The 24,898-nt window shown below is 33.2% G+C and carries 23 protein-coding genes, 1 other RNA gene, 1 pseudogene and 1 riboswitch; of the genes and pseudogenes, 4 read left to right on the forward strand and 21 right to left on the reverse strand.

The features are described from left to right. Positions 1-407: 407 nt before the first annotated feature. Together CIB29_RS11500 and CIB29_RS11505 are read right to left on the reverse strand one after the other, a co-directional pair. Entirely contained in the window at positions 408-698 is a 291-nt protein-coding gene (locus tag CIB29_RS11500) for a hypothetical protein (protein ID WP_094549820.1), read from the reverse strand. Positions 699-702: 4 nt separating this feature from the next. Further along, a complete protein-coding gene (locus CIB29_RS11505; protein WP_094549821.1) occupies positions 703-1,614 on the reverse strand; it encodes a ParM/StbA family protein in 912 nt (303 codons plus the stop codon). A gap of 519 nt (positions 1,615-2,133) precedes the next feature. Between CIB29_RS11505 and CIB29_RS11510 the strand changes: the two genes are divergently transcribed. Together CIB29_RS11510 and CIB29_RS11515 are read left to right on the forward strand one after the other, a co-directional pair. Next, on the forward strand, positions 2,134-2,538 hold the full coding sequence (locus CIB29_RS11510) for a four helix bundle protein (protein ID WP_094549823.1): 405 nt from the start codon (positions 2,134-2,136) through the stop codon (positions 2,536-2,538). A 121-nt stretch (positions 2,539-2,659) separates the two neighbouring features. After that, positions 2,660-3,220, forward strand: coding sequence for a Uma2 family endonuclease (locus CIB29_RS11515; protein WP_094549825.1), 561 nt, complete (start codon positions 2,660-2,662; stop codon positions 3,218-3,220). A gap of 277 nt (positions 3,221-3,497) precedes the next feature. On the opposite strand, the gene CIB29_RS18550 is transcribed toward CIB29_RS11515, so the two are convergent. From CIB29_RS18550 to CIB29_RS11585, 15 genes and pseudogenes are all read right to left on the reverse strand, one after another. Beyond that, entirely contained in the window at positions 3,498-3,668 is a 171-nt protein-coding gene (locus CIB29_RS18550; RefSeq protein WP_157910282.1) for a hypothetical protein, read from the reverse strand. 479 nt (positions 3,669-4,147) lie between these two features. Further along, complete coding sequence (locus CIB29_RS11520; protein WP_094549827.1) at positions 4,148-8,272, reverse strand: hypothetical protein; 4,125 nt, start codon at positions 8,270-8,272, stop codon at positions 4,148-4,150. Between the two features lie 335 nt (positions 8,273-8,607). Beyond that, positions 8,608-8,814 (reverse strand): hypothetical protein, encoded by a 207-nt coding sequence (locus CIB29_RS11525; RefSeq protein WP_094549829.1) that lies wholly within the window; start codon positions 8,812-8,814, stop codon positions 8,608-8,610. Between the two features lie 28 nt (positions 8,815-8,842). Beyond that, entirely contained in the window at positions 8,843-9,724 is an 882-nt protein-coding gene (locus CIB29_RS11530; protein ID WP_094549831.1) for a coiled-coil domain-containing protein, read from the reverse strand. 16 nt (positions 9,725-9,740) lie between these two features. Further along, positions 9,741-10,682, reverse strand: coding sequence for an MvdC/MvdD family ATP grasp protein (locus CIB29_RS11535; RefSeq protein ID WP_094549832.1), 942 nt, complete (start codon positions 10,680-10,682; stop codon positions 9,741-9,743). Beyond that, the gene (locus CIB29_RS11540; protein ID WP_094549834.1) at positions 10,682-11,161 is read right to left on the reverse strand and encodes a hypothetical protein; all 480 of its coding nucleotides are present in this window, start codon (positions 11,159-11,161) and stop codon (positions 10,682-10,684) included. Before CIB29_RS11540 ends, CIB29_RS11535 begins: the two co-directional genes overlap by 1 nt. Positions 11,162-11,522: 361 nt before the next feature. Continuing rightward, complete coding sequence (locus CIB29_RS11545; RefSeq protein ID WP_073027609.1) at positions 11,523-11,735, reverse strand: hypothetical protein; 213 nt, start codon at positions 11,733-11,735, stop codon at positions 11,523-11,525. Between the two features lie 584 nt (positions 11,736-12,319). Next, positions 12,320-13,033 carry an HAD family hydrolase gene (locus CIB29_RS11550; protein ID WP_094549837.1) on the reverse strand — a complete coding sequence of 238 codons (714 nt, stop codon included), beginning with the start codon at positions 13,031-13,033 and terminating at the stop codon, positions 12,320-12,322. 122 nt (positions 13,034-13,155) lie between these two features. Beyond that, positions 13,156-14,154 (reverse strand): annotated as a pseudogene (locus CIB29_RS11555) (TnsD family Tn7-like transposition protein). A 1,253-nt stretch (positions 14,155-15,407) separates the two neighbouring features. Next, on the reverse strand, positions 15,408-16,007 hold the full coding sequence (recR, locus tag CIB29_RS11565; protein ID WP_094549843.1) for a recombination mediator RecR: 600 nt from the start codon (positions 16,005-16,007) through the stop codon (positions 15,408-15,410). 107 nt (positions 16,008-16,114) lie between these two features. Further along, complete coding sequence (locus CIB29_RS11570) at positions 16,115-16,450, reverse strand: YbaB/EbfC family nucleoid-associated protein (protein WP_094549845.1); 336 nt, start codon at positions 16,448-16,450, stop codon at positions 16,115-16,117. 122 nt (positions 16,451-16,572) lie between these two features. After that, positions 16,573-18,207: a DNA polymerase III subunit gamma/tau gene (gene dnaX, locus CIB29_RS11575; protein ID WP_094549847.1), complete on the reverse strand. Its 1,635-nt coding sequence runs from the start codon at positions 18,205-18,207 to the stop codon at positions 16,573-16,575. A 258-nt stretch (positions 18,208-18,465) separates the two neighbouring features. Continuing rightward, positions 18,466-18,730, reverse strand: an RNA gene (gene ffs / locus CIB29_RS11580) — signal recognition particle sRNA large type. A 352-nt stretch (positions 18,731-19,082) separates the two neighbouring features. After that, complete coding sequence (locus CIB29_RS19470) at positions 19,083-19,205, reverse strand: hypothetical protein (protein WP_278335849.1); 123 nt, start codon at positions 19,203-19,205, stop codon at positions 19,083-19,085. A 159-nt stretch (positions 19,206-19,364) separates the two neighbouring features. Further along, positions 19,365-19,763: a hypothetical protein gene (locus CIB29_RS11585; RefSeq protein ID WP_094549849.1), complete on the reverse strand. Its 399-nt coding sequence runs from the start codon at positions 19,761-19,763 to the stop codon at positions 19,365-19,367. Between the two features lie 292 nt (positions 19,764-20,055). Here CIB29_RS11585 and CIB29_RS11590 point away from each other — a divergent pair, with 292 nt between their 5' ends. Then, the gene (locus CIB29_RS11590; protein ID WP_242965177.1) at positions 20,056-20,388 is read left to right on the forward strand and encodes a hypothetical protein; all 333 of its coding nucleotides are present in this window, start codon (positions 20,056-20,058) and stop codon (positions 20,386-20,388) included. 165 nt (positions 20,389-20,553) lie between these two features. Here CIB29_RS11590 and ribH read toward each other — a convergent pair whose 3' ends face one another. The 4 genes from ribH to ribD form a co-directional block, all read right to left on the reverse strand. Then, on the reverse strand, positions 20,554-21,015 hold the full coding sequence (gene ribH / locus CIB29_RS11595; RefSeq protein ID WP_094549852.1) for a 6,7-dimethyl-8-ribityllumazine synthase: 462 nt from the start codon (positions 21,013-21,015) through the stop codon (positions 20,554-20,556). A 2-nt stretch (positions 21,016-21,017) separates the two neighbouring features. After that, on the reverse strand, positions 21,018-22,229 hold the full coding sequence (locus CIB29_RS11600) for a bifunctional 3,4-dihydroxy-2-butanone-4-phosphate synthase/GTP cyclohydrolase II (RefSeq protein WP_094549854.1): 1,212 nt from the start codon (positions 22,227-22,229) through the stop codon (positions 21,018-21,020). Between the two features lie 80 nt (positions 22,230-22,309). Beyond that, positions 22,310-22,960 carry a riboflavin synthase gene (locus tag CIB29_RS11605; RefSeq protein WP_094549856.1) on the reverse strand — a complete coding sequence of 217 codons (651 nt, stop codon included), beginning with the start codon at positions 22,958-22,960 and terminating at the stop codon, positions 22,310-22,312. Continuing rightward, complete coding sequence (ribD, locus tag CIB29_RS11610; protein ID WP_423241302.1) at positions 22,960-24,051, reverse strand: bifunctional diaminohydroxyphosphoribosylaminopyrimidine deaminase/5-amino-6-(5-phosphoribosylamino)uracil reductase RibD; 1,092 nt, start codon at positions 24,049-24,051, stop codon at positions 22,960-22,962. The genes CIB29_RS11605 and ribD overlap by 1 nt, the downstream gene beginning before the upstream one ends. A gap of 321 nt (positions 24,052-24,372) precedes the next feature. Continuing rightward, positions 24,373-24,489: riboswitch (FMN riboswitch) on the reverse strand. Positions 24,490-24,719: 230 nt separating this feature from the next. On the opposite strand from ribD, the gene CIB29_RS18555 reads away from it, so the two are divergent. Beyond that, positions 24,720-24,875 carry a hypothetical protein gene (locus tag CIB29_RS18555; protein WP_157910283.1) on the forward strand — a complete coding sequence of 52 codons (156 nt, stop codon included), beginning with the start codon at positions 24,720-24,722 and terminating at the stop codon, positions 24,873-24,875. The last annotated feature ends 23 nt before the right edge of the window (positions 24,876-24,898 follow it).

Here is a 24,898-nt window from a genome sequence, read left to right on the forward strand (position 1 = left end):
ATTTCTAAAATCGAGTTTTACACTTCATGCTCCTGAAAAGAAAATTGCTTTTTATACAAAATAGGGAAAGAAACTGCAACAAAGCAATCTCTTCCCCTATTTTGCCCATTTACCAACTACATTCTCCAGAATGCATTCTAAATATAGCATATCCTAAAATTATTTGTAAAGAAGTATACCTTTAATTTTAATTATCCTCGAATTATAGTTCCTTTTAGTTCCTAACTTTTTATTCCAGTTCTTTTTGGGACTTTGTATTATGGAATAAGGAATTAGGAGAAAGGGGGCAAGGAGGAATAAGGCTTAACATAAGGAAATTTATGGCTTATTCAATGTCTCTCCACCTATACTTTTATACAAGAAAAAAGCAGGAAGTCTTAAACTTCACTGCTTGTAAAGGTTAAAGTCTATAGATTATCAAACATATCAAATATATCGTTAGGCAATTCATGTTGTATGCAACTATCATTCTCTTTTCCCTTGTTTTCTATGGTAATTCCTCCGCATTCTGCTATTGCTTCTTTTACAGCCTGTTTAATTATTTCCTTATCTAGGCCCTTATCCCTTTCTCCTATATAACTTAACACTGCCTTAATTACATAATCTGTTTTGTACTTTTGTGCAGAAAGTATGTTATATACTTTGACATCCTCCTCCCTATCCATAGAAAAAGATAGGTTTATTCGTTTTGTTGCCATAAAATCACCTTCTTAGTTCTTGTTCCAGCAAAATCTTATATCCACGTGCATTAGCAAACTGGTCAAGGTTTTCTATATATTTTACTCTATCAGAAGACTCTATATATTTCTTCAACATCATACCCCCGCCACCAACGATTATTGTTGGGTTTCTGAATTCAAAACCGTATTCCAAAATCTTTGTCAGCAAATTCTCTACATATTCTCTTGCTTTTATTTCTATCATTTTATTTATATCTGCATCAAATAAAACTGGCTGCTTACCTAAGATAATATCCTGTATCTGCTTTTCTGTCAGATTAATATTTATTTTTAATAATTCCTGCTGTATGGATGCAAACAATGTGATTGTACCGTTCGGCAGCGAATAGCAGGATGCCGTATTAATTATCCCGTTTTCTACTATGAAAAAATCTGTAGTATAGCCACCGATATCAATTACGTTTGCTACTGATACATTTTTATAGTCTTTGTAGATATTAATAAAGGCTGCGTAACCTTGGGGGTATACCCTGCAATCAACAATATTAACCGCATAATCGCTTCCATTAAAACTAAACTTGATATTGTCCCTTATAAAGTATTCCCTGAATTTATGTTTCATTTTGCCGTAGTAAATGATAGGAAGCCCCACACCTAAAAGTACATCTGCTTTCGGTTCTATTCCTGCTTTGTTTATTGCATCTGCTATTGCAGCCAAAGATAATATAAATGCATCCTGATTCCGAGTCTTATCTAATTGAACACTCGACCTGTTGTTTCCTATGCTGTAATAAACACCTTGATATATAAGAAGATTTTGTTTTGTAATAGACTCTACATCAGATTTTGTAAAGCCCGACTGACAACTAAAACCCTCACTGCTTTTAGTATAAGCATTTCCATTGTCTACTCCTAAGATAATCTTATTCTCCATGAAAATTCCTCCATTTCTTTGATAAATTTAAGTTCGCTATAGTTCTTTTAGTAAATTAATCTTTAAAATTTCAAGTCTGTTTTACAAAAAAATTGCTTACCTGAATTGGTAAGCATACAAATATATTGTAACGGAGGTATTCAATTCTGATTTAATAAAATACCTTTTTATTAATAGGCGATTATTTTATATTAAATCATCAAATACATTTTCAAGTGTTTTTATCATCTTTTCCCTAAATCCTTTTCCCTTTCTTCTTATCCCTTTTCTTATTATATATGTATTTAATAAAATCCCTCGACCCTCTGACACTACAGCATTTATATGGATTTTTAAGCGACAAAAACTAGTTTAAGGTATTAGGCAAAAGGTACATGGGCTAAGGGATTAATATGTATAATATGAATTCTTAACCCTTTTGCCCTTCAGTAATTACTTTACAAAAATTTTACTATCAGAATTTGACTTACCCCTAACCCTTTGTATAATGTAAAAAATCGATTTGAAAGGATGAGTTATATGTGCGAAAATTTACTCATAAAGGATTTTAGGACGCTTAAGGTTTGGCAGAAGGCAAATAGTCTTGAGCAGGAAATAGGAGAATTGGTTAAAGGGTTTCCGAGTCATGAACAATATCGACTTGTCGACCAAATCATTAGAAGCAGTCGCAGCATCTCTGCAAACATCGCAGAGGGAAATACACAACTGTTTATCAAACGGGAATTATTTCATGCCAATGCTGCCCTTGGCAGTTGTGGTGAAACGAGAAACCATCTGTTAACAGCATATCAGAACAACTATATAAGTAAAGAACAATTCAAGATTTTAGATGAGAAATTTCTGGAACTAATAAAAATGCTGTATGGATACATAAAAAGTCTAAAATCTAACTTAGATAATGAATCTGATGCTGCTGAACCCTAATACTAATTGGTTGAATTAAAATGTCTTTACTTATTCCTAATCCCTTTAACCTTTAATTCTTTAGCCCCTTGTACCATCTCTATAGGATAGCGTAAAATATTATTGGAAAGGAAGTGAAGATGTGACTCCTGAAACGAAAATAGTAAGCCTTGAAGAGTTTTTAGAAATGGACAAGGGAGAAGATAGACTTGAATACTTTAATGGTGAAGTAATCTATCTTCCTTCCCCATCAGTAGACCATCAGCGAATTCTGTTAAATATTGCAGCAGAATTCAGGAATTATTTTAGGAGCAAATCTTGTGAGGTATTCATCTCCCCACTGGATGTCTGGTTAACAAATAAAGACAAAACTGACATAGTAAAAGTTCAGCCTGATTTAATGGTGGTTTGTGATAAAACTGGATTAATGGAAAACGTATATGAGGGTGTACCAGCCTTAATTATTGAAATAATTTCTACTTCTAATCAAACCCATGACAGAATAAGAAAGTATATTACTTATATGGAATTTGGCATAAAAGAATATTGGATGATAAATCCAAAACTTAAAACTATTGAAGTATATATATTTGAGGAAGATGAGTATAAACAGACTGCTATTTACAAAGGCGATGATTGTGCAGTATCTCAAACTTTTTCTGGGCTAAAGGTTCACTTAGAAGAAGTTTTTACAAACGAATAAGATTTAACTTTTACAGACTGTTAAGAAAAAACGGCTTGGAAAGACCGCTAAATCTCCAAAGCACTCAAAAAATCTTAATAGCCCTATTTATTAAAAGGTTCTAGGGTTGAGGTGTCGACGCACTTCAGTTTTCACTTTTGTTTAAATATTATAGTACATTCTATGCTTACTTTTCATAACTATATTACAAATACCTTAGCCCCGTAATGTACCTTGAATGCCTATAATGCACCTGAATTTCCAGTAACATGCCCTAAACCCTTTAACCTAAATTCGTTTAATCAACCCAAATCCCTAATCGTTCCCAAGTCCTCCGTTTTGCGATAGTGATTCGGTCATATTTTAGAGCACTTTTAGGAATACTAACAGGCATAGCCTTTATAATGTTTTTTCCTTTTGCTTCAGTAATCACTTTCTTGAGTTCATCCCATGTCAATTTCTTTTCCATATTGCATTACACACCTTTCAATTGATGCTTTAGTTCCATAAAGTCCCTGATGACTCATGTCTTCTTTTAAATGTGCTTGATTCTCATTAATCAACTAATCATTCTTAATAATCATATAATACTCAGCACTCTTAAACCTTTTTACCTATTTCTTTAATTCATAATTCCTATAATTTCATAAAAATTCCGTAATATACCCTGTATTCCCGTAACGTACTTGAAATGCCCGGGATAGGGATAAGTTTCTAGGATTAAGAGTTAAGAAGTTATTTAACTTTTTTCTATTACTATATCGATATTATTATATTCGAAATATAAATAAGACGTCTAATCTCCTCAATTCTTACACCTTAATGCTCTTATCTTAAAAACAAATAACCTCGTAGCAAATTAGGAATTATCCTGCATCTACTACACTGAGTTAAATTTATTAGTTTACTCTAGTGCATAAAGGTATGTGTCAAAGGTATCTTTAGATATCACTCATCAAATTCAGTTATGTTTCCGTCCAGTCCTGAGTCAGTTATATAATATACCCCTGAAAAAGTTGGTATAGAATATACTTGCTTATCCAACATTGTAGCACTAAATATTCTTTTTTCTCCTAAGACAGTCCAAAAAATTTTGTAATCATTTAAATTTAAAAACTTAAACAAAGATTCCTTGTTAATAAGAAAGCCTAATTCTTCATTACATAATTCCATTGTATCAAAGCAAATTAAATTATTATTATAATCATATAATGCTGAGTTTTCGTCACCATACTTCAGTCCTAAATCCTTAATAATGTCTTCACATGGTTTATACCACCCAAAGCCGTCTTCTGTAGAATAATCATTTCCCATTTCACGAAAATATCTCTCAACTGGTACCATAACTTTACCTAAAATATTATGTTTGTTCGGTTCAATAATTTCTCTCCACTTAACACCATTATAATAGTCCTTTTTAAAAAAATCATATGCTGTTGAATAGTAATACTCTCTATTAAATAATGATGTTCCTTCTGAACATTCTGGCAACTCTATTTCCATAAAGTTTATGTTTTTTAGTTGCTCAATTATGCTATTAAACTCTTTTGACTTTACTATATAACTTTTTATACTTATCCAGAAATTTTTTTGTGGATAATCATATTTTTTTCTTCCAATTTCCGTTAGTTCAGTCCAGTTATAAAATCCATCTAATAGTAACCATTTATTTTTCTCTATAGGTAAATTTATTAATTCTGCAATATTAGGCACATCAGAAAAATCCTTCAACCATAATTCATTTTCTATATCAAAATTTTTATAAATTTGACTTACATTAATGAAAAATTTAGGTTTTATCCTATCTTTTTTTATTATTACAGTTGGGTCAATATCACGAATGCATGGTTCAAATGAGCCTGGGCAAAAAATTTGTTCTCTATTTCTCCAACTCCAAGGAGCAACCATTGTATAATTATCAGAAACCTGTGCTGCCAATTCGTGCAATGCTATCCATTGGTACTTCTTACCTATTCGTTCGTTTGATTCAAAATCTGTACTGTAAATTCTTCTTTCTAATTCCCAATCATATTTACCATGTTTCTCCACATCATATCCTAAATCAAAAATTCTTTTTATTGCAATATTCATTAAATCTATTGGATGTAATTGTTTCCAACTCTTGAAATATGATTGGAACGTATATCTTCCAAAGTCACCGTATCCACCAGGCTTACCGTCTCTTGAGTATTCTACTTTCATTGAATTTAAAATACGGTTTTGAGACCAATAATAATCCTTAAAACTCTCACTATTATAATCATACTTATATTTCTTTATTTCGTTATCTGCTGGTATTGAAGGAAAAGTACTCTTATAAGGAGGTTTTATTTTATTTATATCAATATTTAATTCAACACCTTTATAAATAGTATATTCTATAATATTCCTTGCATAGTCTCTCAAGAGAATATGTGGATATACTTCGTCCTTATTAAATATATTATCATACACAAAAAGAGATAGTTGCTTTAGATTTTCTATATTAGTTTCTTTTACAGCACACCCATAGGCGATTGCATACAGTCTTTCCTTTATATAAGGGTCATCAATGTCTTTAAACATATTTAAAAGATTTGTTACAAGATTACTTCTATGCGTTAAGAGATTTATTATTGCTTTAGTACAACAATCTCTAAAATTCCTATTAGGGGTACACAAAAACCAAGATAACATAATTGCTGCACATTCTATGACATCATCACTTATTTGTTCTTTATCTTCATCTAACATAGCCCAGTCAATAAGCCTACTAATAGATGACGTATCATCATTGTAGATTCCGTTAAACAATGGTACGAATATTGCATCTCTATCAGGCATTTGAATTGAATATAAAGTCCTAAATGTTCGTTTGGCATTAAAAGGATGTTTAGGTCGAATAGAAAGTAAAATTATAGTGTTCCAAAATTCTTCAAATGTTCCTTTGTATTTGCGAACACACTCGTTTACATAGTCAATTACCTTATCCTTTATTGAATCTTCCTTTCTCCAATGAAGACTATTTATAAATGCCATTATTGTATCATAACTGTCAGCACTATCAGCAAGCAACTCATATATTTCCATATTTATTTTTTCTGGTGCTTGTATAGCCAATGCTTCTATTATCCCTTGTCTATTCCTTATTTTCTCATCTTTTATTAGTTTCCTAATATTATCTATAGAAAAATCATCTACTATATAAGAAACCACCATATGTTCTTCTAATTTTTCATAAGTAATATAGATATAGTCTTCGCCATCATATGAAATGTTTTTTGTTAATATACCTTCAGAAATTAATCCTTCAATAACATTACCTTCTATGTTGTATTTCTTTTGTGATTTTATTATTAAATCAATAATTTTGTCAATTTTTATATAATTATTAAGGCAATTATTTGAAATTCTATATTTTACAATCTCCTCAATAACACTTTTAACAAAAGGTATATATTCATAATAGTTGTATTTTTTAGATAAATTGTAATTGATTTTTTTTATGTAATTGTCAAACACCGTACTTATAGAAATATCTGAAATAAAATCCACATTGTTTTCAACACTTTTGCAAAACAACAGTAAAAATAGAGGATTGCTAAACTCTGGGTTCATTAGTGGTACATTAGGTTGCGGTATCTTATAAAATTCAAAGAATTTTTTCATTGCAGCATATTCTACATTTCTAAATCCGTAATGAGTAATTTTTACTAAAGAATCATTTAAATATTCATTATCACCTATTATAGCCTTCAAGTATGTAGTTCTTATAGACAATACAAGTCCTAAATATTCATATTTTTTTATTTTTTCTATAACCCCAGCCAAATAGTTTGGCCATAAATCCTTTCCTCCACCCTCATTAATTGCATCAATAAAAATTATTAGTCTTGATTTTTGATTTTTTCCTATAATGTTTAAACTATCTAACAATTCATCAGCAGATGTATTCAATCCAAGAAAATTGCATATCTGCTTCCAAGGTTCTTCATAGGCGTTAAACTGCTGCCCTAATAGCAAAATTGATTTTTTATTTTCTTCACATCTTTTACTTACAACATCTGCTATTAAATGTGACTTCCCAATACCCCCTTCACCTTGAATCAATAGTATTGGATTATTAAAAAGTTCAATTTCTTTACTTTCTAGATAATCCATAAAGTTATTAATGTTATGATATGCTTGGCGAATTTTATATAGTTTATAATCATATGATGTACTATTTTTGTTAACATCTTTCTCTATATTCTTTATTTCATCAATAACTTTATTTAGTAAATTAATTATAATATTGAAATCAAAATAATCCATATTGTTAAATGGAATCTTGTGAATAATTTCGGTAAGTTTATGAATATATTTTGATACTTTCTCTTCTTTGATGTTGTTAAGTGAAATAAGTACGTCATTCGCATTCGTAATGAATTTCTTTTTAAATTTATTACTTCTAGCGATTCCTTCAAAAACATCGCTAATTTCAAGAGATACGTTTATCTGAGGCAAATACCTATCACCTAAATTTTTTATAGCAATTTGGTTTTGTTCCTTAAACCATTCATCCGTTAGTTTTAACAATATTTTATCACTACAAAAATCATTTCTTACTTGTTGTAATTCATCCTTTACTTCTTTTAATTGTAATTCTATGCTTCCTTTCGTCTGAATAATAGTATATATTAAATACCTATCATCTGGATTAACTTTATTTTTTGCAAAATTTTCTACAATGGAATAAATCATTTCAACAAAGCCCTTTGTTATATTCTTATCGGTAACTTTTGGCTTGTATCCATTTTCTTCACAATATGTAATAATGTTTTCAGTCATATTGTCTACAAATATTGCTTTTGGAAGTTTAGATATATCTGGCTGCAGTACATGTTCCATTATTTTAAATAAAACATTATAATTATTTACATAGTTATTAAACTGACTACTAACTATAATAGTGCCATCATTCCTTCTTTCAAATTCTATTGTTTTTTGTTTCAAGGTTTCTATTAATTTTTGCAAAGACTTTCTATCAATAAATTTTTTTAATTCTTCATACATTTTACTTGATGCTATACTTATTAAAAAATCAAATATCATAACATCATTTCTCCTTTTACGCTTATTTAATAATTAATCCTTTAGTAAGAAATTAATTTTCTAAATGAGCATATAATGGTTTTGATTTATATCTTTTTAAAGATGATTCCCTGTATAATATTATATTGTAGGATACTAATGCAGCCATCATAGTTCATCTGTTCTAGTTCTAAAGTTAGGTGGTTCATTTTGATATCATATCCATAAACTTGATATACGCATTATACAAAACTAGTGTTCTCACTTCAATTGTATTCCTATTGTATGCCTCGTTAGGTTCCACTTCATTATTTTCCATTAACTCCATTAAATAAACTTGTTCCGTTAGTATAGGGTTAAGGGGTTAGGGTTAAGAGGTCAGGTTCAGGAGCAAGGATAGCCATCCCTTTAATAAACAAATCCTTCATAATCCACTTATCATACAAATTACGAAGAATTTTTCTATTTCCTCTATCTACCCATAATAATTGCAATATTGTATACTGATTTAGTTTAGAAAAAGTATTCTTAAGATAGTCTGTAAGAACAGTAAATACCCCCATTGCTTTACCTTACCTTTCTCATAAGTATTTAATTACCTTCTATATTAATGCTATTCTCTATATTTTCTAATCTTTTTAACAAACTTTCATAATTTGTCTTATATAATTCTAATTCATTTGATAATCTGTTAATCTCTTCTTGCAACTTTTCATTATCTAAATTATTAATGTTATTACTAATTTGTTCTAATGTCTTATTCATAATATCTAATTTGCCTTGAATATCTTTTAATTCAACTTGATTTTCTATTTTTACTGTTGTAGCAGCATCAGAAGTTTTAAAATAGCCCCCAATACCTGTAATAAATCCAATTGTACTAACAATCAAAGCCAGCGCCAAGATATATCTTGCTGCTTTTAAAATATCAGCGGTATTGTCTCCAATATTTTGATTATATATTGCAGAATTTAATAGTTTCTTTGATATAACCTTTTTATCGAAATTATCCTTAGGAATATCTGATTTGAAGTCAAATACATCTGGTATAAAAAATGACTTCCTTCCTTTTACATTAACACACCTAAAGGAAATCAACATTGATAACACTAACAACACCATTGATATTGCTAATATTAATTTTGTAAGGATAATTGAAGTATTTATAAATGCGAAAGATATAAATGCAAAGAGAGCCGAAACATAAGACAATAACTTTATCGCTTTTTCTTCTAATTTATCAATTCTCTCGTTAGCATCATTATAAAATTCTCTGCAAACACTATATACCATATCAGTATCTTTAGATGTAAAGTCAGGTAATTCTTCATTAGGTTCTTTAGGTGTCTCATGAAAAGATATCGAATGTATAAACAGGAAACTAAAATCATCTACTAACTTCTTAACCTTTTTCAAATTAAACTTCTCTTTTTCTATCAAAGGACATAAATATTTATCTTGCCAATTATCCATTATCTCAGCCCCCCTTTTAGTGCAGTAATTCACTAATAATTGCATCGCTAATTGGCAAGTTAAGTTCCCGTTCCAACCATACCCATTCTCCAGCAGGGTTAGTTTCAAGAAAATAATATTCTCCTTCATGAGTTAATATAAAGTCGAATGCCGAATACACTAAATCTAATTTTTTATGCATTTCAAAAATTAAAGCCTGTAAATCATCAGGTAATTTATGTTCTTTGTAATCTTTTAATAGATTGGGTTTTCTCCAATCAGTTTTGTCTATATCATTAGTTTCTATTTCGACTGAAAATATTTGTTTGCCAATAACAGTTACTCTAATATCACGATATTTCTTTATTTTATTTTGTATAAGAACAGGAGATTCGAAAATTGCATCCTGTTCCAACCAGTCAGTATCTTTAATTTCAGAAGTATAAATTGAGTATGCTCCATTCTTTGTAATCTGTAATCCGTGACAAATTGGTTTAATAATGCAGTTGCTATTATTTTTTTTAAAATTTGTTATCTGCTTAGGGTCATTTGATAAAATGGTATTGGGTATCTTAAATCCTACTTCCTTGGCTACAGATAACTGATATATTTTTCTTTCCGCTTTATATGTAGAGAATAATGGATTAATCCATTTACAATTTAATGCCAAATACAGGCCTTCTAAAAAATCCCTTCTTTCTCCATTGATAAAATTAGTGTCATCTAAGTTTTGACAATTAGGAAATATTGTAGGAGCCCTTCTAAAGTAAACTGAATGTAGGTCCCTAAAGTTATACTTATAATCGTTATATTTCACACTAATATCATCAGTAAAATCAAAGGTTATGCTGTATTCTACAATATCTTCTGAGTTTAATCTCAAATATGGTATTTTTCTATCCTTAAAATTATATATCAAATAATCTATTGCTAAATCATCTTTATTCGTTACAAATAACACTTTAGGGTATATTAACATTATGATTTTTCACTCCTGTCTATAGACTCCCTAGTAAAAGTGGTTATAGTTTGAAAAAGCAAATTATCACTGCTACCTGACCTTTCCGTCCTATCTATTCCTTCTCTCGTCCTTGTTATTAATGTTTCACCAAATGCATTCATTTCATTTTCTTGCATATTTTCATCGTATCCGTAGGCTTTCTCCGACCTGTCTATTCCTTCCCTAGTCTCAGTAATTAAAGTTTTATCAGCGAAGGAGAGATTGTTTTCAATGCCTCTTGACCTTTCTGACCTATCAATACCTTCCCGTGTCTTTGTAATCAATGTTTCTGTTCTCCCACTAAGACTTGATGATTCAATATATTTTCTAATTAACGGCTCTCCTGATTCATCAACCCATAACCCTGATACAAAGTCATAACTTTTATTGGATGACTCAGCAGTTTCATTACAGCCACATTCAATCCTATATTTTAACAACGGACTTTTTTGGTTCATGTTTTAACTTCCTTTCTATAAATAATTTTTATATTATATATTTCGTCAAAAACATACAACTTCCTTTATGTTACATGTCAAAATGTGAATATTGTAAATACTTCACTATATAAAAAAGGCTGAACGTTTATGAAAATAGGCGTCCAGCCTTTAGCAAAAATATTTATTCTGACTCAATTAAATTCTCCAATCTATTTCTATATTTCCCTCATGTTCCTTCCGAATTCCAGCCGTTCTCCATCCTTTTACTCTTATCTCTTTTCTTAACTCCTAAACGCCCCACGTTTTCCGCCTAATCCTGAAAATATAACATTTCCTTCTCTAAAATATTTTAAAAAAACTTGTTATTAAATAATATAGTTTATCCTTTATGACATAGTGGACAACAAGTTGCGCATCCATCAGCGTCACTGTAAATTTCTTTTGCTTTCTCTACAGCACCCACACAATTAGCAAAATAACCTAGATATGTTTTGTTTGAAATATTCAGTTCATTCGCATGTTCCTCAGTATGTACTTCATGATGTAAACCAGGATTTCTGGTTTGGTCGTTATTAACATAGTAGTATGGCATTATTCTGCCTCCTTTCTAAAAATAATAGTAGTTGATATATTCATATGAAGCAAACGAAGTGAGTCTATATATAAGTCATTAAGAATGTATATCCTACTATAGATTGTATATTAAAAGTATAAATTTGTCAATAAATCCACAATTTTATTTCTTCTTGCCTAAATTTCTTCCGTACTTTCGACCATAACCTATATATTCCCATGTCAGATATCAATAATGTTTTCTTTACCCTTATTCCTTTCCCCTTACCCCTTAATCCTGCCTTCTGTGTAAACATCAAATAAACTCTTTCCCTTGCAAATAAAGTCGTTCCGTTGCAAAAAAACTTGTTCCGTGAGTATAGGGTTAAGGGGCAAGGTGCAAGGGTCAAGGATACCCTTCCATAAAAACAATCAATCCTTCATAATCCTTTTATCATGCGGATTACGAAGGATTTTATTTTTTCCCTTATTCCTTTCCCCTTACCCCTTCTCCCCCTATTTCGGAACATCTTTATTTTCATCCATTTTATCCCATCCATCAACCATGCGGGTTTGCGGGGATGAGATTAGAATGCGTTTATTTTATATTCACACAGATATTTTTCAGTCTGAATAAATATCTACTATCATATCTGTTATTTCTCTCATGCTTTTTATTTCTATACAGTCTATATTGCTATTAACAGATTTATTTTTTCTGTTATACCAAATTGGAAACATTCCAGCATTTTTAGCCCCTTCAACATCATGTTTATAACTATCCCCGATAAACCAAATATCCTCTGGCTTAAAACCTAATTTTCGTCTTGCTAAATCAAATATAATTTTGTTTGGTTTGCGTAAACAGTAATCACAACTCGATATTATGAATTCGAAATTCGGATGAAGTCCATGTTGTTCAAGTTCAAACTTTAAATTATCTGCAGTAAATGATGAATTACTTAATACACCATATTTTATTTTTAATCTGTCTAATTCATGAAATAAGTCTTGTATTCCTTCACTTGGCGAACTCTTATATGAATATTTAACAAAAATCTTTTCTATTTCATTAATATCTTTTTTAAACTTAATATCAACGTATTCAAATAATAACTTTTCAAAACTCATGAAACTAATTTCCAAATTAGTTTTATCACGCTTATCAAAAGTTTCCTTTGTCAATTCTTTTGCTAACTCTTGAATTTGTTCCGCAGTTATTTTATGTGGATTATCTGAAACTTCTAATATTCTTTTAATTCCTTCAATTGGATTATTATGATAATATTCTAAAACTGTATCTCCCAAATCAAATAGTATCCCTAAAGGTTTATTCATAAAACACCTCTTACTATTAATAATGAAGATTTAATTATTAATACCCAATATCATACAACTGTGTTTTCTATTTTTCGATTATATCATATGCATTTTAATAAATCATCCAAATATTACAATTCTTATAAACCCATATCCTCCAACACTCTTTTAATCTCCTCCACCACCTGCTTTCTATATTTGTTCCCTACTCCTACCATATCCACAATTGTATAAACCCCAAAATCTTTTCCTTCTTCCTTCAACTTCCTGACTGCCCACTGTATCCGTCTCTTGTGCAAATCTACAGGTATCTCTATAACGGAATTAATGAATGCCTTAGTCAATGATAATTTATCCAGTTGAAGGTCAAAACTTTTAAGTCCTGACATGGTTTTAATTAATCGCAGGCTGATTCTCTGAGGCTTTTCATCACTTTCTAGAATCTTTTGAACAGTTTGCCTTACACATTTAAGGATTACTTTATCCCTTGCTTCCCAATCAACATTGCTGTAAGCCTGAACATATTTCTTTGCAGGGGTGTTTTTCTCCCACCACTCCCTGTCATTTTTGCATAGCCAGACACAGGTGTATTTGGCCAGCCGCCACAACTCAAGCCTGCCTTTATCTGGATTTTCCCTGACTATCTGAAGCCATTTTTCCCTGTTAAACCGTCTCTTGATTTCAAACTCCGCAGAACTGATGCCTTTTTGCTTTGCTACCTTTCCGTTTTTCCCCTGCTCTTTTTTAAAAGCGTACCTTTTCACAGTTTTAATATCCGCATTAAGTTTCGCTGCAACTTCCTGAATGCTCACGCCGCTATCAAGCAATTCCCGAACCTTAGCCTCTCACAAAGGCCTATGCTTTGCAACCCTGACAAACCTGCGCTGCCCCTTACCCCTTTCACCTTGCTCCTTTGTCACTGTTTCCATATACTCAAACCCGCAGGAACAGGAGAAAAATCCATTCACATTTTTATTCCTGCGGCGGTACTTTATCAACAGGTTTTCCACTATAGGCTCAAGAAAGTGGTCGGCGGCAGGATTTAGGCAAACCCAGGGTCCTTCTCCGAAAGGTCTGTAATTTAACTCTTTTATAAAAAGTTCATCTGCTCCTATACCTAAAAACCTTGCCAGTACCAGACAATAACTTTATTTTCATTTTAATAGGACTTTCCTTTCTAGTAAAAATATTTTTTGTTTCTAAATTATAATCTATATGACTTTTGAAACAGAAAAAACAGGGCATGTTCTATAGAAAATGCAAATAAATCCCTTACATGAACTCCCTACAATTACCAATCATCTTATACCTTAAACCCATATCAAATCTCGTATTTCCAATGTTTGTCCTTGTTCCTTATACCTTTCAATACCACAACTTTATTTTTATTTTAATAGAACTTTAACATCCGTAAAAATACCTTTTCTTTTTCTAGAATTTCTTCTTCATCATTTCTGAAACAGAAAAAATATGCCAAGTTATTATAAAAAATAAATAATGTCCTAATTCCTTTTCCCTTTTATCCCCATTTCCCTTGTATTTTATATACTTTATCCCCATTCTTGCATCAAGAAATGTGAATAAAATCTTAATATAAGGACTTTATTTTCATTTTGATAGAACTTTACCGCTTATGAAACAACTTTTCTGTTTCTAAGAATTTTTATCCATATGATTTTTGGAAACAGAAAAAAAGCCCTATGTTATATCTAAAAAGTAAATAATGTCCTTTCATAAAATTCCTTTATTTCCCTTTTCCCTTAAAGCCTAAAAATACATGAAAGCCAATATTCTCAATACTTTCCTTTATCCTTTATCCCTTTAGATAATACTACTTTATTTTATTTTTGAAACAACTAATTAAGCCCTATTTTAAGCCTAAAATATTTCCTATTTTCCTTACCCCTTTTTCCTTAATCCTAACTATATGTAATCAAAACAAACTCCTATCAAAAATCAAATAAACTCCTTTCACAAATTCCCCTCAAACCCTTGATACTACTTACTTGTTATTCTCTTCCAATTTCCCATTTAATTCCTATTCACTTATTCCTTACTTCCTAAAGTCCTTTCATTCCTCAATTTTTGGGGCAAAAAATGAAAATAAAGTGCTTTTAGGATTGAGGGTTAAGGGGGAAGGATTAAGGAGAATATTATCCATTTCTCCTCTCCATTTTCTTTTCCATTCAATCTCTCAATTCCTTTATTTTACTGGGCTTGAGCCTTATTCCTTGTTCCTTATACCTATCAATCTTCTAAACAAAAAACCATAGTTCCAAGGTAATCCTCATACCTTTTCCCTATGGTCTCCTGAAACAACTTTATTTGCATTTTAAAAAGAATTTGCAAAATGAAAGGAGTTTATTTGGTTTAGACAAATCTTTGTCTTTATCTATATCTCTCTACGTCCTTCTATTGCTTTAGTAATCGTTACTTCATCAGCATATTCCAGGTCGCCGCCGATAGGGATACCGTGGGCAATTCTGGTAACTTTTATACCTAGCGGCTTTAAAAGCTTGGAAATATACATCGCTGTCGCTTCCCCCTCAATATTGGGGTCTGTTGCCATTATAACTTCTTTTACATTACCATCTTTTACTCTATTCAGTAGTTCTTTAATCCTTATATCTTCAGGACCTATACCTTCCATGGGAGATATTGCACCATGCAGTACATGGTACACCCCATTGTACTCACGGGTTTTTTCCATTGCGATTACATCTCTCGGATTTTCTACAACGCAAATGGTGCCTGCATCTCGTTTTTCACTGCTGCATACCGCACATGGATTTATATCTGTAAGGTTTTGACAGACTGAGCAATAAGTCATCCTGCTTTTTGCTCCCTGGATAGCGTCTATGAGATTTGCTATAGCAGAGGGAGATAAACTTAATACATGAAATGCAAGACGCTGGGCAGTTTTATGACCTATACCCGGCATTTTTTCAAATTCTTCTATCAATCTCGCCAATGGCGCAACATAATAACTCATCGTAATCACCCCCCAAAAGAATTGAGAATTGATAATTGAAAATTGAGAATTACAGTGTTAATTTTTAATTTTTAATTCTCAATTCTCCATTCTCAATTCTCTATTCATTAAAACATTCCCGGTATATTAAACCCTCCAGTAATCTTACCCATTTCTGAAGATACCATTTCGTCTGCTTTTCTCATGGCTTCGTTTACGGCTGCAAGTATTAAATCCTGTAACATTTCTACATCATCAGGGTCTACAACTTCCGGGCTTATTTTTATTTCCTGAATCTGTTTCTTTCCAGTTGCTATTACCGTAATAGCACCACCACCAGCAGAAGCTTCGACAGTTCTCTGTTCCAGTTCCTCCTGAAGTTTGGCCATCTCTTTCTGCATTTTTTGAGCCTGCTTTATCATGTTATTCATATTCCCCATGCCTGGGAATCCACCTCTAGCCATTATTATACCTCCTTATTTTTAGCTCAGAGTCCGGAACTCGGAATTTGGAAAGACAGCTCCGGGCTCTGGACTTGTTTTTATTCTAAGCATATCAAATATATTGCCATTAATCAATGATTATCTTATTCGTCATATATCTGCATTGTATCTCCCAATTCGTCTTTTAATCTGATGAGCTGATCTAGCATGTCTTCTTGGCTGGCTTTGCCATTTTGTTCTAGTTCTTTTTCCAAAAAGCATTTTACTTTTACAGGATTGCCGGATAATTTTTCAATTACCTGCTCCAGAAGTTCTATATTCTCACTTCTTGAAGATACCATTAGCTTATTAGTTGCAGAAGAATTTTTAAATATTATCCCCAAAGTACCTTCTACCGGTTCTACTTTTACGTCTGATAGGTGACCATATAGTGCAAGTTTTCCCATTCTTTTTACTTCATTAATGATTTCCGGCCATAAGTCTAAAGCTTTATTGATTTCTATATGAGTGGAACTATCCGCTTTTTTCACAGTTCTAGGTTTCTTTTCAGGCAATTTGTTTTGTTTGCTGTTATCCTCTTTAATTCCAACGACCGGCACTTTTTCATCCATCTTAACTGCTACTACCCCATTCGCCAGCTTGTACTCTAGTTCAGCAATTCTATCCAAAAGTGACTCTGTGGATGTATCCAGATTCTGCTGGCATAGTTTAATAACTGCAATTTCCAGTATAATCCTTGGGCTTGTTGCCCATTTTGCCGTTGAATGTGCTTCAGATAGTACTTTTATGCAATTTATTATTTTCTCCTGGGTGAAATTTATACTTTGCTCTTTTAGCCGCAATACTGTTTCCTGTGCTAACTCCAAAACATTTTCAGGCTTCTCCAGCACCTTACATAACAGCAAATTTCTAAAGTGTTCAATAAAATCATCCATAAAATGAATGATATCCCTTCCGTCCATTACAAGCTGATCAATTAACTGTACTGCCTTGTTAGGATTTCTATCAGCTACGCTTTGCGCTATATCAAATAAAAAAGAATTATCCACAACACCTAGAACTGCTGCTATATCTTCATATTTAATAGTATCTTTACTAAAAGCTATACACTGGTCTAAAATACTTAAAGCGTCTCTCATAGACCCGTCGGATACTCTGCCAACCAGCCGCAGCCCTTGTTCATCTATATTAATTCTATCTTTACTAATTACCTGTCTGAGTCTTCCTACAATATCGTCTACAGTAATTCTCTTAAAGTCAAACCTTTGACATCGCGATAATATGGTGGCGGGAATCTTATGGGGTTCTGTAGTAGCTAAAATAAACAAGACGTGTGAAGGAGGTTCCTCCAGGGTTTTTAATAATGCGTTAAACGCTCCGGTTGATAACATATGAACCTCGTCAATAATATACACTTTATATTTACTCCTGGCTGGTGAATACGCCACTTCGTCCCGGATTTCACGTACATTATCTACCCCATTATTGGATGCAGCATCTATTTCCACTACATCCATAATACTTCCATCCATAATACCCTTGCATATTTCACATTGATTACATGGATTGCCATCCTGGCTGTTAATACAGTTGATAGCCCTGCTAAATATCTTTGCCGTCGAGGTTTTACCTGTCCCTCGTGTACCGCAGAAAAGATAGGCATGGGCTATTCTCTGAGAGAGAATTTGATTTTTAAGCGTTTCAGTTATATGCTTTTGCCCTACAACATCCTCAAAAACCTGAGGCCTCCATTTTCTATACAGAGCCTGGTATGACATTGATACACCTTCTTTAGCTATAGTGGAGAGTGGAGAGTGAGGAGTGGGGAGATAAGTACCCTCAACCTACTTCCAACTACCTTTCTTTATAATATCATATTGCATTAAAAAAGGAAAAGACATTTAAAATAAACTGCTCTAAAAAAACCATACAACCATCATTTCATTAGCATAAATGAAAGAGAGTAGAGTTTCAGGAGTTTTGAGTATTAATTACTCCTCACTCCTGACTCCCCACTCCCTACTAAATATTAAAGGTCGTACACCCTTTTTCGAATTACCTTTACATGCGTTACTCCTGCAGTTAGCTCGGACCAGGCAACCTCACGGCACACGGAAGTATTCGCTTATCGCTGCTTCGTTCCCGACCTGACGAGGTTCACGAGTTTCCGTTGCGTAAGACCCAATCTTCATCACCACTTACAGAAGCCTGACCATACAAAGAATAACCCTCTAAAGGGAATTCGCCCTTGCTACAGCGGGTTGCAAGTACAGGGCACCGCTACCTCCCCGGCTAGTACGACCAAAACTTATTTCATTACAGAAATTGTGTACAGATAATAGAATCTCCAGTATTATTCATTTCTATACTATACACCATTCCGAATGAAATTTTAACAATATTAAAGGACATTTTCAGTGTCACAAAGTTTATTATAATACATTATGCAGAATAATTCAACTGCTAATTTTATAATAATATTGTTTAATCCATTGAATATTGTCAATATTTGTGTTATGATTTGCATAAGATTTTGTTGTTGCTACTTCATAACTCTGTTATGAGTAGCTTTCTTTTTTCTTTTTATTTTATCACACAAATACGTAATTTTACATCGGAAATTTGATAGATTTGCGGATTTTTTAAGCCGGCACTAACACATTTCTTGAATAAGGTCCTTGAAGATATCCTTTAGATAGGAACTGATATCTCCTACATTTTGAAAGTTGTTCCCTTTGATAATATCTCTAACCTGTTCTTTTGTTAATGTTGACATAAAGAATCTCCTCCTTAGCTTTAATTATTTCTAATTCTTGCCAAGAAGGAGATATTTAATCATCTATACACTAAATTTTTTACATCCTCTTTATGATGAATATTATGGCCAGAACATAGAAAAAAAGAATGAAGAATATCTTTCTTCCCTCTTGTGATACTACCTGTAACTATGCGGTACATAATGAAATTTAGCCTTATGTGCAATAATCTCTTTCTCTTTAAAAGCAGCTTTAAAACCATGTGAAAGCTTGGCAATGCATTCATCACAGTATCTGCCTGATTGTATTGAGGTTCCACAACACTCGCAGTGAAGAAATCCATTCTCCTTTTCAACAATTTGGAGTCGGCACTCCCTTAAATATCTTTTAATCTTACTTATTGATATATCCAAATTTGTTGCAACCTCATACATATTGGAATAAGGGTGCTGATACAGATATTCTTTTATCTTGTCAAATTCTTTTTCATCCAGTTCTTTACAAATTGGGCATATATCAAAAGTTTCATTTGACTGAAATATTTTACCACATCTTTTACAATTTTTAATTTGAAGCATGTTTTTCCCTCCCATTCTCTAACCACAAAAACAATAAACTTTTTTAATATAAGTATAAGACTTATAAGAAAAAATGTAAATGAATGGAATGTCTTAATTTTAACAGCCTTTATGCCTATATAAGTCAGGACTTAAGTCCTATGCCTTATAATTAAGTTTTATCGAATAATGTAAAAAATATCGATGTAGTTTGTTTGGCAAGGGGGCTTCTTTAGTCTTTCTGTCAGGGAAGAATTTAAATTTGAATAATACCAATATCATTTGCTGGTTATACTAAATTGAGGAGGTGTACATGATGCGTTTAATAGCTAGATTGCCAAATAAAGACCAGGTGAGCTTTCTTGTTGATTCCCTAAGAAACATCGGATTTGACCGTAAGGACATGATTATCAGCGACCTTGCAGAGGAACAAAAATGGAATACTCCTGAAGAAGCTGCTGAAGAAATATCTTTTATAAAAACTGAACGTGATGGTTTATGGGAGATGGGAACCTTTTCAGAAGGAATTAAGGGATTCAAAGGTGATACAGGAATAATTGTCGCCGTTAAAAGTCCCAAACATGAAGCTGATAAGGTTAGATCTATAATGAAACAATCGGGAGCAGTTGAAATTATTCAGGATTAGGGAGAGTTTTCATTTCATATATAGATATGTGCTTAAAAATGAGTCTTGGGATAGTGTAGAGTAAAAGGCTGGGAGACCCCAGCCTTTTACTCTGCACAGGTCCCCGTGTCTTCTTGTAATCGAAGAAAATTGTTTTTATATTTTCGAACATACCTATCAGCACTTTTAAATCTCTTTTAATAAATTTGCCATTTCAATTGCTGTTACAGCTGCCTCGTACCCCTTGTTGCCTGCTTTTGTACCTGCTCTTTCAATAGCCTGTTCAATGGTATCTGTTGTAAGTACCCCAAATATAATAGGTAGTTCTGTTTCCAATGATACATTGGCAATTCCTTTTGAAACTTCACTGGCAACATAATCAAAGTGGGGAGTGGAGCCTCTTATCACAGCCCCCAGGCAGATTACTGCATCATATTTTTTAGATTTTGCCATCTTTTTAGCTAACAACGGAATTTCAAAAGCTCCAGGCACCCATGCTATTTCAATTTCATTCTCTTCCACACCATGGCGCTTTAAGGCATCAATAGCTCCGGATAAAAGCTTATTTCCTATAAATTCATTGAATCTTCCTATGACAATACCAAATTTCAACCCTTGCGCAATTAACTTTCCTTCAAATATTCTCATCCTTATTGATCCTCCTTAAAATTTAGAATATGACCCATTTTTTCCTTTTTAATCCTTAAATAATATTCGTTTCTTTCATTGTGATTCACTTGTATTGGAACTCTCTCCACTATTTCTATTCCATGTCCCAGAATACCTGACAGCTTTTTCGGATTGTTTGTCATAAGTTTTATTTTCTTAACTCCAAGGTCTGATAAAATTTGCGCTCCTATCCCGTAATCTCTCATATCTGCCGGAAAACCTAAGGCTATGTTTGCTTCTACAGTATCCATTCCCTGGTCTTGAAGAGCATATGCCCTGATCTTATTGATAAGACCTATACCACGGCCTTCCTGGCGCATATATAGTAGTATACCCCGCCCTTCCTGATTAATTGCCTGCATTGCTGCTGCAAGCTGGTCCCCACAGTCACATCTGAGGGACCCGAAACAATCTCCTGTTAAACATTCTGAATGCACCCTCACCAGCACAGGCTCTCCATTTGTCACATCTCCCTTTACCAATGCTACATGATGTTCGCCATTAAGCTTGTTTTCATACCCAACAATTTTAAAATCACCATACTTAGTCGGCAATTGTGCTTCAGATACTCTCTCCACCAAGCATTCATTTTTTCTTCGATAAGCTATTAAATCTTCTATGGTAATTATTTTTAAATTATGCTCTTTTACATATTCCATCAGTTCAGGTACTCTCGCCATGGTACCGTCTTCATTCATAATTTCACATATTACTCCTGCAGGATAAAGGTTAGCCATTCTTGCTAAATCTACGGCTGCCTCAGTATGTCCGGCCCTTTTTAATACGCCCCCCTCTCTGGCTTCAAGAGGGAAGATATGACCAGGCCTGTTAAAATCCCTGGCTGCAGCTTTGGGGTCTATTAATTTTAACACAGTTGCAGCCCTTTCTGCTGCAGATATGCCGGTTGTAGTCCCAACTGCATCAACAGAGACAGTAAATGCCGTTCCCTTATAGTCGGTATTTTTTGCTACCATTGGATGAATGTCCAACTCATCCAATCTTCTTTTTTCCATAGGCACACATATAAGCCCTCTTCCATACTTAGCCATAAAATTAATGGCTTCGGGGGTAACTTTCTCTGCCGCCATAAGGAGGTCGCCTTCATTCTCCCTGCTTTCGTCATCAACAACCACTATCATTTTTCCGGCCTTGATGTCTTCTATAGCTTCTTCAATGGTATTAAATTTACACATATTCACCACTCCACAATTTAATAAATTTTTATCCTAAGGAAATAACCCACCAATCAAGCAGTTTATAAATATATTTCCTGTTATAAAAACCCGTTTTCACGCAGAAAATCCATATCTATAGATTTTTTTAGCTTTATATCCTCTCTAAACATCATAAGCTTTTCAACATATTTGCCAATCATGTCGCACTCCAGATTAACTTCATCCCCCACATTCTTTTCCAGAATGGTGGTCTCATCTCTGGTAAGTGGAATAATTGAAACTTTGAGCACTTTATCATCCACATATGCCACAGTTAAACTGGTCCCATCTATCGCAATGGAGCCTTTATGAACCACATATTTTAATATGTCTCCCGGTGCTTCTATTGATACCCAGGTTGCATTATCTTCTTCCTGAAAACCTGTAATAACACCAACTCCATCGATGTGGCCGGAAACAATATGGCCTCCAAACCTATCCCCAACCTTCAGGGCTCTTTCCAGGTTAACCCTGCTCCCCGTTTTTAAGTGTTTTAAATTACTCCTTCTCATGGTTTCGGGCATAACATCTACCGAAAAGCTATTATGGGTAAACTCTGTAACAGTAAGACATACACCATTTGTGCTAATACTGTCACCCTGTTTTATATCTTCTAAAATCTTACTGGCTGTAATGGTAATTTTAGCAGAATTTACACCCTTTATCACTGATTTAACTGTCCCTATCTCCTCAATTAATCCTGTAAACATCAGCATAATTCTCCTTTTGTCAGATAGGCTTCTATCATGATATCTTGATCAAATCTTAATATGTTGATATTATCCAAAATAAAGGCATCTTTTATATATTTTTTACCTTCACCCCCTACCGGTGTCTTCGCATTACTGCCCCCAATTATTTTAGGTGCAATAAATGCCAGAATCTTATCTACAATACCCTCATTTAATGCACTATAATTGAGGGTACTCCCCCCTTCCAGAAGAACACTATCTATTTTCTTTTCTCCTAATGCTTTCATCAAATAGGCTAGATCTATCTTATTATCTCTTATAGGTGTTTTTATAATCTCTGCACCTTTTTCCTCAAGGGCTTTAAGCTTATTTTTGTCAGCCTTTTCGGTGGTAGCGACAATTGTTTTGGCATCTGAGTTCAGGTTTAAAACCTTTGCCTCCAGGGGGATCCTTGCATAAGTATCTATTATTACTCTTACAGGGTCAACTCCTTTATTTTCGTCCAACCTGGTAGTTAATAAAGGATCATCGGTTAAAATAGTTCCAATTCCTACCATAATGGCAGCTACTCTATGTCTTAATTGATGGACATATTTTCGTGATTCTTGATTGGTTATCCATTTTGAGTCTCCGGTTACGGTAGCAATTTTTCCATCTAACGTCATAGCAGTTTTTAGTATACAGAAGGGTGTTTCGGTAGTTATGTATTTTATAAAAATTTCGTTTAGCTTTTTTACTTCTTCCTCCAGGACTCCGGTTATTACTTCTATTCCATTATTTCTTAAAATCTCAATTCCCCTGCCTGCTACAAGAGGATTAGGGTCTTCCATGCCTACTACAACCTTTGATATCCCCTTCTCTACTATGGCATTTGCACAGGGAGGCGTTTTGCCGTAATGGGAACAGGGTTCCAATGTAACATACATGGTTGCTCCCTTTACATCTTCACTGGCATTTTTAAAAGCGTTGACTTCCGCATGAGGCCCTCCATAAAATGCATGATATCCTTCCCCGATAATTCTGCCATCTTTTACAATAACGGCACCTACCAAAGGATTAGGATTCGTATGCCCAACACCCAACTTCGATAATTCAATTGCTCTCTTCATGTATTCGATGTTCACGTAACCACCTCTGTTTCGACCCTTAAGTAGTAACTATTCAGCAGTTGACAAACATCCTTCCAATTGAAGCCGTCGGCATCAACTGGCATCCGTACCAGATTAGACTTATAACGTCGTCCATAGCGTTTTTCCGGCCTCAATTTCCAGGATTGGTTTATCAACCGCTGGATAGTTACCTTAAGTATATTGTTAGCAAAATACATAAAAATAGCATAACAAAAGGCCCTAAAAATAATATTTTCAGGGCCTTTTATTTAATAGTTTTGCATAATACAGTTTAACTATAACGTACTAATTTAATAAAAAACGCATCTTCTCCCATCCAGACTTTACTGTCGGTCCTGGAATCTAACCAGGTCAACCATAGCATGGCTCGCGGACTTTACCGCCGGTCGGGAATTACACCCTGCCCTGAAGATTATTACAGCAAGTATTCATTTTACCTGTTTAAATTATATTACTTTACTCCTTTTCTGTCAATACCTATCTTTTCATGGACATACCCCGGGTCTTTGACAGTTGAATAAAGTACAAGTTTTCTGAAAGCCTTAGTAATAGGGCTTTTTTTATTGTTTTTTTGTCAATTTTTTGTGTTTTAACTTGCGTAGTTTTGCGTTATTTGGTATAATATAGGTGTTTGGAGGAATATTGCCATGAGATTACAGATATCTAGATCAAAAAATGCAGCTTCATTTTATGTTATAAAAACTATATATACCAATGGAAAAGAGCATACACAAATTGTTGAAAAACTCGGGACTTATAATGAACTTCTTAAGAAACTAAACGGCCAAGACCCGGGTATTTGACAGTTGAATAAAGAAAAAATCTT

This window comes from Petroclostridium xylanilyticum, assembly GCF_002252565.1.
Lineage (GTDB): Bacteria > Bacillota > Clostridia > SK-Y3 > SK-Y3 > Petroclostridium > Petroclostridium xylanilyticum.

What these genes read in the sequence shown, in the direction of transcription:
- CIB29_RS11500 (WP_094549820.1), bottom strand. Translation starts at nt 698, where the DNA reads ATGGCAACAAAACGAATAAACCTATCTTTTTCTATGGATAGGGAGGAG.
- CIB29_RS11505 (WP_094549821.1), bottom strand. Translation starts at nt 1,614, where the DNA reads ATGGAGAATAAGATTATCTTAGGAGTAGACAATGGAAATGCTTATACT.
- CIB29_RS11510 (WP_094549823.1), top strand. Translation starts at nt 2,134, where the DNA reads ATGTGCGAAAATTTACTCATAAAGGATTTTAGGACGCTTAAGGTTTGG.
- CIB29_RS18550 (WP_157910282.1), bottom strand. Translation starts at nt 3,668, where the DNA reads ATGGAAAAGAAATTGACATGGGATGAACTCAAGAAAGTGATTACTGAA.
- CIB29_RS11520 (WP_094549827.1), bottom strand. Translation starts at nt 8,272, where the DNA reads ATGATATTTGATTTTTTAATAAGTATAGCATCAAGTAAAATGTATGAA.
- CIB29_RS11525 (WP_094549829.1), bottom strand. Translation starts at nt 8,814, where the DNA reads ATGGGGGTATTTACTGTTCTTACAGACTATCTTAAGAATACTTTTTCT.
- CIB29_RS11530 (WP_094549831.1), bottom strand. Translation starts at nt 9,724, where the DNA reads ATGGATAATTGGCAAGATAAATATTTATGTCCTTTGATAGAAAAAGAG.
- CIB29_RS11535 (WP_094549832.1), bottom strand. Translation starts at nt 10,682, where the DNA reads ATGTTAATATACCCTAAAGTGTTATTTGTAACGAATAAAGATGATTTA.
- CIB29_RS11540 (WP_094549834.1), bottom strand. Translation starts at nt 11,161, where the DNA reads ATGAACCAAAAAAGTCCGTTGTTAAAATATAGGATTGAATGTGGCTGT.
- CIB29_RS11545 (WP_073027609.1), bottom strand. Translation starts at nt 11,735, where the DNA reads ATGCCATACTACTATGTTAATAACGACCAAACCAGAAATCCTGGTTTA.
- CIB29_RS11550 (WP_094549837.1), bottom strand. Translation starts at nt 13,033, where the DNA reads ATGAATAAACCTTTAGGGATACTATTTGATTTGGGAGATACAGTTTTA.
- recR (WP_094549843.1), bottom strand. Translation starts at nt 16,007, where the DNA reads ATGAGTTATTATGTTGCGCCATTGGCGAGATTGATAGAAGAATTTGAA.
- CIB29_RS11570 (WP_094549845.1), bottom strand. Translation starts at nt 16,450, where the DNA reads ATGGCTAGAGGTGGATTCCCAGGCATGGGGAATATGAATAACATGATA.
- dnaX (WP_094549847.1), bottom strand. Translation starts at nt 18,207, where the DNA reads ATGTCATACCAGGCTCTGTATAGAAAATGGAGGCCTCAGGTTTTTGAG.
- CIB29_RS19470 (WP_278335849.1), bottom strand. Translation starts at nt 19,205, where the DNA reads ATGTCAACATTAACAAAAGAACAGGTTAGAGATATTATCAAAGGGAAC.
- CIB29_RS11585 (WP_094549849.1), bottom strand. Translation starts at nt 19,763, where the DNA reads ATGCTTCAAATTAAAAATTGTAAAAGATGTGGTAAAATATTTCAGTCA.
- CIB29_RS11590 (WP_242965177.1), top strand. Translation starts at nt 20,056, where the DNA reads ATGATGCGTTTAATAGCTAGATTGCCAAATAAAGACCAGGTGAGCTTT.
- ribH (WP_094549852.1), bottom strand. Translation starts at nt 21,015, where the DNA reads ATGAGAATATTTGAAGGAAAGTTAATTGCGCAAGGGTTGAAATTTGGT.
- CIB29_RS11600 (WP_094549854.1), bottom strand. Translation starts at nt 22,229, where the DNA reads ATGTGTAAATTTAATACCATTGAAGAAGCTATAGAAGACATCAAGGCC.
- CIB29_RS11605 (WP_094549856.1), bottom strand. Translation starts at nt 22,960, where the DNA reads ATGTTTACAGGATTAATTGAGGAGATAGGGACAGTTAAATCAGTGATA.
- ribD (WP_423241302.1), bottom strand. Translation starts at nt 24,051, where the DNA reads ATGAAGAGAGCAATTGAATTATCGAAGTTGGGTGTTGGGCATACGAAT.
- CIB29_RS18555 (WP_157910283.1), top strand. Translation starts at nt 24,720, where the DNA reads ATGAGATTACAGATATCTAGATCAAAAAATGCAGCTTCATTTTATGTT.